5 protein-coding genes and 1 other RNA gene are annotated in these 7,076 nt (G+C 55.2%); 2 read left to right on the top strand and 4 right to left on the bottom strand.

The features are described from left to right. Window positions 1–322: 322 nt before the first annotated feature. A non-coding RNA gene (locus ACF8PE_RS22735) (RtT sRNA) lies at window positions 323–461 on the top strand. 356 nt (window positions 462–817) lie between these two features. On the opposite strand, the gene phoH is transcribed toward ACF8PE_RS22735, so the two are convergent. The 4 genes from phoH to efeU form a co-directional block, all read right to left on the bottom strand. Continuing rightward, a complete protein-coding gene (phoH, locus tag ACF8PE_RS22730) occupies window positions 818–1,606 on the bottom strand; it encodes a phosphate starvation-inducible protein PhoH (protein WP_032617494.1) in 789 nt (262 codons plus the stop codon). Window positions 1,607–2,105: 499 nt separating this feature from the next. Continuing rightward, on the bottom strand, window positions 2,106–3,389 hold the full coding sequence (gene efeB, locus ACF8PE_RS22725) for an iron uptake transporter deferrochelatase/peroxidase subunit (RefSeq protein ID WP_032617493.1): 1,284 nt from the start codon (window positions 3,387–3,389) through the stop codon (window positions 2,106–2,108). A gap of 4 nt (window positions 3,390–3,393) precedes the next feature. Continuing rightward, window positions 3,394–4,521 (bottom strand): iron uptake system protein EfeO, encoded by a 1,128-nt coding sequence (gene efeO, locus ACF8PE_RS22720; protein ID WP_032617492.1) that lies wholly within the window; start codon window positions 4,519–4,521, stop codon window positions 3,394–3,396. 168 nt (window positions 4,522–4,689) lie between these two features. Next, complete coding sequence (gene efeU, locus ACF8PE_RS22715; RefSeq protein ID WP_032617491.1) at window positions 4,690–5,523, bottom strand: iron uptake transporter permease EfeU; 834 nt, start codon at window positions 5,521–5,523, stop codon at window positions 4,690–4,692. Window positions 5,524–5,774: 251 nt separating this feature from the next. Here efeU and ACF8PE_RS22710 point away from each other — a divergent pair, with 251 nt between their 5' ends. Then, the gene (locus ACF8PE_RS22710) at window positions 5,775–6,959 is read left to right on the top strand and encodes a NupC/NupG family nucleoside CNT transporter (RefSeq protein ID WP_059308295.1); all 1,185 of its coding nucleotides are present in this window, start codon (window positions 5,775–5,777) and stop codon (window positions 6,957–6,959) included. The last annotated feature ends 117 nt before the right edge of the window (window positions 6,960–7,076 follow it).

Genomic DNA, 7,076 nt, shown 5'->3' with positions numbered 1-7,076 from the left:
ACAACTGGCGACAGCCAGTTGGACAGCCTGAGCGCGCAGCGAACAGGCTGCCCGCAGGGCGAGCGCAGCGAGTCCATCCCTCCCTCACCGCCATATTTAATGAAGAGCTCGCATGAAAATGCGGGCTTTTTTTTCGCATGTAGCACGCCTGCGGGAGGGATGAGAACCCTCGACTGAGGGTCCGACAACTGGCGATAGCCAGTTGGACAGCCTGAGCGCGTAGCGAACAGGCTGCCCGCAGGGCGAGCGAAGCGAGTCAATCCCTCCCTCACCGCCATATTCAAGAAAAGAGCTCGTACGAAAGTACGGGCTTTTTTCGTTTATATTCTCCCGAAAGGGAGGGATGAGAACCCTCGACTGAGAGTTCGACAACGGGCGACAGCCAGTTGGACAGACCGCGAACGCAGTGAGGGGGTTGCCCGTAGGGCGAGCGAAGCGAGTCCATCCCTCCCTCACCGCCATATTTAAAGAAGAGCTCGCATGAAAATGCGGGCTTTGTTTTCGCATGTAGCACGCCTGCGGGAGGAATGAGCTCCCCCGACCGAGGGTTCGACAACGGGCGACAGCCAGTTGGACAGACCGCGAACGCAGTGAACAGGCTACCCGCAGCGAGTCCATCCCTCCCGGAGCCCACTGTCACTCCGTGCGCTCTGGGCCCCTCACCCCCGCCCTGAATGGAGAGGGGGCCGGCCGTGCCAATATTTTTGTGGAGATCCTTCTCCCCCAGCAGAGAAGAAACAAAGCGCAGCGCCATCACGCATCTGCCCCTCACAAACAACAAAGCCCGGTTTCCCGGGCTTTGCATACAGCAACAGACTCAATAGTAGGCGTTCAGTGTTCGCTGACAGAGCGCCGAACGCACACAGTCATCTTTCGTAAACTGTACTATCCCTACCATCTCATCCTCAACGAAACGTGCCAACGCATCGCTCAGACCCGATTTTACGCCGGCCGGCAGGTCGCACTGGGTGATATCCCCGTTCACGATCACCGTCACGTTTTCCCCGAGGCGCGTCAAAAACATCTTCATTTGCGCAGCAGTTACGTTCTGAGCCTCGTCGAGAATCACAACTGCATTTTCAAATGTACGTCCGCGCATATAGGCGAACGGCGCAATTTCTACCTTGCCAATTTCTGGTCGCAGGCAGTACTGCATAAAAGATGCGCCCAAACGCTTCACCAGCACGTCATAAACGGGCCGGAAATATGGCGCAAATTTCTCCGAAATATCACCGGGCAAGAAGCCGAGATCTTCATCGGCCTGCAATACCGGGCGAGTGACAATGATCTTATCGACGTCTTTATGAATCAGAGCCTCTGCCGCTTTGGCTGCACTTATCCAGGTTTTCCCGCAACCGGCTTCACCGGTGGCGAAAATCAGCGACTTTCTCTCAATAGCATTCAGGTACTGCGCCTGAGCGTCATTGCGTGCAACAATTGGCGCCATATCCCGGCTGTCCCGCGCCATGCCAATTGCTTCAACGCCACTCATCTGCACAAGCGAGGTGACCGACTCTTCTTCACGCTGTTTATGGCTACGTGAATCCCGTCTCAGCACACGTTTTGCTTCACGACGAGCTTTGATCACTGCTTTTTGTCTTCCCATGGATAGCACCTTGAGTTGTTGGTATTCATCACTCGTACCGGCATCGGTACGATTATGCGAACAAACATCTGAGGGTTGGCTTCCTTCTAAGCCATAGCTTGCTTGGTTAAATGACCCAACCGAATCGCTATGCTCACCATTCGGTGGATCGGAAAAATCAGGATTTACTGGGGAGGGGGAGAATTTTTCGGTGAAGAGATCGCTGCCGGAGTGTGAACCTCCGCGCCGGGTGCTGCGTTTGTTGCCTTTACCTTGTCCAGTTGAGGACCCAACCATTCGCGATCTCCAGAGCGATTCATGATCACTGTAAGGTTTACCGCTTTCTTAATGTAAGTACATCAGGATTTAGCATGAATGCAACATTATTTTTACCTGAGTGCAACTTTTAAGATTCACCTGACAGCGTTAGTTAGTCTGCTATGGGAATATTACAGAATTATAACAAGAGTTTAGCGGGACATAAAAATAGGTCCCGCTTATGGGGTAAGCGGGACGGTATTCAGGCTTCGAGCAGCCCCTGCGCAAGCCAGCCGTTTTTATCGCGCACGCCTGGCAGAGCAAAGAAATAGCCCCCGCCAATCGGCTTAACGTACTCCTCCAGCGCTTCGCCGTTCAGGCGCTTCTGCACGGTCAAAAAGCCCTGCTCCAGATCGTGCTGGTAGCAGACAAACAGCAGGCCCATATCCAACTGGCCAGAGTTAGTCACCCCCAGCGAGTAGCTGTATCCCCGGCGCATCATCAGGTTGGACTCGGTCTCCTTTGTGCGTGGGTTAGCAAGGCGGATATGGCTGTCGAGCGCAATGGTCTCGCCATCAGGATCGCTGGCGTAATCCGGCACGTCGTGCTCGTTTTTCATCCCCAACGGCGCGCCGCTGTGTTTGTCGCGGCCAAAAATGGTCTGCTGTTCCTTGAGCGGCGTGCGGTCCCAGAACTCAACGTGGAACTGGATAATGCGCACCGCCTGATAGCTGCCGCCCACCGTCCAGGCTGGTTCACTCTGGTCGGCCGTTACCCAAACCACTTTGTCCATCAGGGGCGCATCCTGGCTGTTCGGGTTGGCGGTGCCATCCTTAAAGCCGAGCAGATTCACCGGCGTCTCTTTGCCTTTGCTGCGCGCGGCGTGGTCAGAGATAAATCCTTCCCGCTTCCAGCGTACACTCAGCAGATCCGGGGTGTGTTTAATCAAATCGCGCAGCGCGTGAATCACCGTATCCTGAGTGTTGGCGCAGATCTGGATCAGCAGATCGCCGTGGCACAGGGCCGCATCCAGGGAGTCATTCGGGAAGCGCACCATCTTCTGCAACGATTTGGGTTTTTGCGCGGCGAGACCAAAGCGATCGTCAAACAGCGAGGCCCCCAGCGATACCGTCATGGTCAGGTTATCCGGGGCGATATAGGCACCCAGGATCCCCGAGTCCATCGGCGGCAGACGCGGGTTCTGCGTATCGGGCGCCGGGCCGCCGGTGGTCAAAAATGCAATGCGCTGCGTCAGAAGGCGGAACAGACGTTCCAGCTCGCTTTTGTCGCTGGCCAGTACATCAAAGGCCACCAGCATCATCGATGCCTGCTGCGGGGTTAAGATCCCCGCCTGATGCTGACCGTAAAACGGCTGCGTCTCCATCCGCGCATCCGGGGAGAGCGTGCCCGGGGCACTCTGCGGTTTTGCCGCATGCGCCACCGGGCAACCACCCGCCAGGGCGAGAGCGCCGCCAAGCGCCCCTACCCCTTTTAACAACCGACGTCGTGAAGGTTCAGCCACGTCGTACTCGTCATGCTTGTTCATCAACTTAGTCCAGACCCAGTACGCCACGCAGCTGAGCCAGATCTTCCGCCAGGGTGGTGATCGGCCCTTTCAGGGCATTACGGTCAGCATCGGTCAGCTTGTCGTAGGTTTCAAACCCGTCTTTGGTGCGGTATTTCGCCAGAATAGTGGTGACCTTCTTAAAGTTGGCATCCACTTTCGCCAGCAGAGCGCTGTTATCTTTTTGCAGCTGTGGACGCAGCAGGTCAACGATCTTCTGGGCACCTTCGACGTTCGCCTGGAAGTCCCACAGGTCGGTATGGCTGTAGCGATCTTCTTCCCCGCTGATTTTGCTGGCTGCCACTTCTTCAATCAGCCCAGCCGCGCCACCCACGACTTTTGACGGCGGGAAGGCCAGCTCGCTGATGCGTTTTTGCAGCTCCAGCACGTCGCTGTTCAACTGCTCCGCGTATTGCTCCATCCCTTTGGTTGAGTTATCGCCAAACAGCGCTTTCTCCAGGCGGTGGAAACCGGTGAATTTCGGATCGGCGGCTTTCTGCTCGTAGTCATCCTCACGGGCATCGATGCTGCCATCCAGATCAGAGAACAGCTCGGCGATAGGCTCGATGCGCTCGTAGTGCTGGCGGGTTGGCGCGTACAGTGATTTGGCTTTTTCGATATCGCCCGCTTTCACGGCGTCGGTAAAGCCTTTTGTGCCTGCAACCAGATCCGCGGTCTCTTTGGTTACATAGGCTTTATAGGCGGTGATGGCATCGCCCAGGCTCAGCAGCGCGTCGCCTTTGGCGGCGTCAGCGGTGGCTGCGCCTTTAACAATCAGCTTGCCTTTCGGGTTGGTCAGCAGGCCGCAGGTCATGTCGTATTCACCCGGCTGCAGGTTGGCAGTCATCTTCTGGCTGAAGCCCGGCGCGATATTCTCACGCTCTTCCACCACCATGACCCCTTTGAGGATCTCCCACTCCAGCGCTTTCTGGCTGTGGTTCTGGATGATGAACTGGGTTTTACCGCTGTTGACCGTGATGGTCATCGGCTCACACTGTTTATCATTGACGGTAACTTTAACCTGCGGAACATCCGCGGCCTGTGCAGCGAAGGCAGACGCAATCAGCGCTGCCACGCCAGCCTGTAACGCACTGCGACGAAATTGAATTGCCATGACCCTTCCCTTTAACAAGTATGTTGTAACTATACACGTCACCCTGCAAGCTACCTCTGCATTGGCTTCGTTTGCTCACCCCAGTCACTTACCTGAGTAAGCGCCTGGGGTGCCTCAGCCTTGCCGCCTGGATGCAACTTGCATGATTTTGTAGACATAATAAGCACTTCAGGACGCGGTATGCGACGGCTGCGTGCCTGGCCGCGATGGCATGAAGAACAGCGCCAGCGCCGGAATGAGATAGATGAAATAGACAGCCACTTCACTGACGCTCGGCGTTTCCTGATAACCGAAGATCCCTTCCAGCAGGGTACCGGTCAGCGAATGGGTGGTCAGGACGTTACTGAGATCGAACGCCACATCCTGGAAGTGGTTCCACAGGCCCGCCTCATGGAAGGCGCGGATCGCCCCGGCGGCCAGCCCGGCGGCTACCAGCAGAATAAACAGGCTGGTCCACTTGAAGAAAACGCCGAGGTTAAGACGGATCCCACCCCAGTAGAGCAGGAAACCGAGCACCACCGCGGTTGCCAGACCCAGTACCGCGCCGAGCGGCGGCCAGATCCCGACATCCTGCTGGAAAGCAGCCAGCAGGAAGAAGACCGACTCCAGCCCTTCACGCGCCACGGCGAAGAAGACCATCATGATCAATGCCCAGCCGTGGTGATTGCCCTTTGCGAGGGCGCTGTCCACCGCCTGTTCCAGCTGAACCTTAACGTTACGCGACACTTTGCGCATCCAGAACACCATCCAGGTGAGGATCACCACCGCAATGACTGCGACGATGCCTTCAAACAGCTCCTGCTCTTTTTGCGGGAATTCCCCAGTGGTTTCGTTAATCGCAATCCCCAGACCGAGACAGAGGGCGGCCGCCAGGAAAACGCCAATCCACATCACCCCAATCCAGCGACCGCGCTGGGTTCGTTTCAGATAGCTGGCGATCAGGCTGACAATAAGGGCCGCTTCGAGGCCTTCACGTAACATAATGAGAAATGGAACAAACATGCCGACACCTTAAATGTTTATCACGGTCAACTGATGCAAAGAAAGGTAAATTCTTGTGATAGTGATTATCATTACGGCAATAAGAAATACAAGCGAAATATGCTGCATTTTGATGACAGGATGTAAACCCATAAGGGAAATATAATCACCACAGTGACTAAAAGGTGAATAAGTTATCACGCAAAAGTTCATTTACGGTTAAAGCAGGCTGTGGCTAAATATGCGCCTCATTAATCTGCTGAAAATCAACTATGTATCAATTCCTGCACTTTCTGCTGGCGCTGGTAGTAATCCTTGCGCTGGCCTGGCTGGTCAGCTTTGACCGCCGTCATGTTCGCATTCGCTATGTCATCCAGCTTATTGTCATTGAAATTGCGCTGGCGTTCTTTTTCCTCCACGCCGAAAGCGGTTTGTTTGTTATTCAATACGTCTCGGGCTTCTTCGAGTCATTACTGAAATATGCCGCCGAAGGAACCAACTTTGTATTTGGCGGGATGGGTGAAAAAGGGCTGGCGTTTATTTTCCTCGGCGTGCTGTGCCCGATTATCTTTATTTCTGCGCTGATCGGTATTCTGCAACACTGGCGTATTCTGCCGGTGATTATCCGCGTCGTCGGCACCCTGCTGTCGAAGGTAAACGGCATGGGCAAACTTGAATCCTTTAACGCCATCAGCTCCCTGACGCTGGGCCAGTCGGAAAACTTCATTGCTTACAAAGGGGTGTTGGGGGATCTCTCCTCCCGCCGTCTGTTCACCATGGCCGCTACCGCGATGTCGACCGTCTCACTGTCGATCGTCGGAGCCTATATGACCATGCTGGAGGCAAAATATGTGGTCGCGGCGCTGATCCTGAATATGTTCAGCACCTTTATAATTCTCACGGTGATTAACCCGACCCGCCCGGAAGCGGAGCCGGAAATTAAGCTTGAGAAGATGCATGAGTCTCAGAGCTTCTTTGAGATGCTGGGCGAATATATTCTGGCCGGATTCAAAGTGGCGATGATTATTCTGGCGATGCTGATCGGTTTTATTGCCCTGATCAGCGCCGTTAACGCCCTCTTCTCCAGCGTGTTCGGTTTAAGCTTCCAGCAGATTTTAGGCTATGTCTTCTATCCGCTGGCGTGGCTGGTAGGCATTCCGCTGAGCGATGCCCTGCACGCGGGCGGCATTATGGCGACCAAACTAGTGGCGAACGAGTTTGTAGCGATGATCGAGCTGCAAAAAATTGCGGCGCAGATGACCCCGCGCGGGCTGGGCATTCTGTCGGTGTTCCTGGTCTCCTTCGCTAACTTTGCCTCTATCGGCATCGTGGCCGGGGCGATTAAAGGGCTGAACGAGAAACAGGGCAACGTGGTGTCGCGCTTTGGCCTGCGCCTGGTGTACGGTGCCACCCTGGTGAGCCTGTTGTCGGCGAGCTTTGCGGGATTGGTGTTGTAGTTAGTTGCCCGGTGATGTTTGCCGGGCCAATAACGTCAATGCAAAACGGCTACTCGGGTTGTGATGCCCGTCAATTAAGCCCGGTGGATTGTTCCGTTCACCTCATGTTCAGTAGAA

It is taken from the genome of Leclercia sp. GLN_9 (assembly GCF_043105735.1).
Classification (GTDB): Bacteria; Pseudomonadota; Gammaproteobacteria; order Enterobacterales; family Enterobacteriaceae; genus Enterobacter; species Enterobacter adecarboxylatus.
This window is presented reverse-complemented; position numbering and strand designations above follow the sequence as displayed.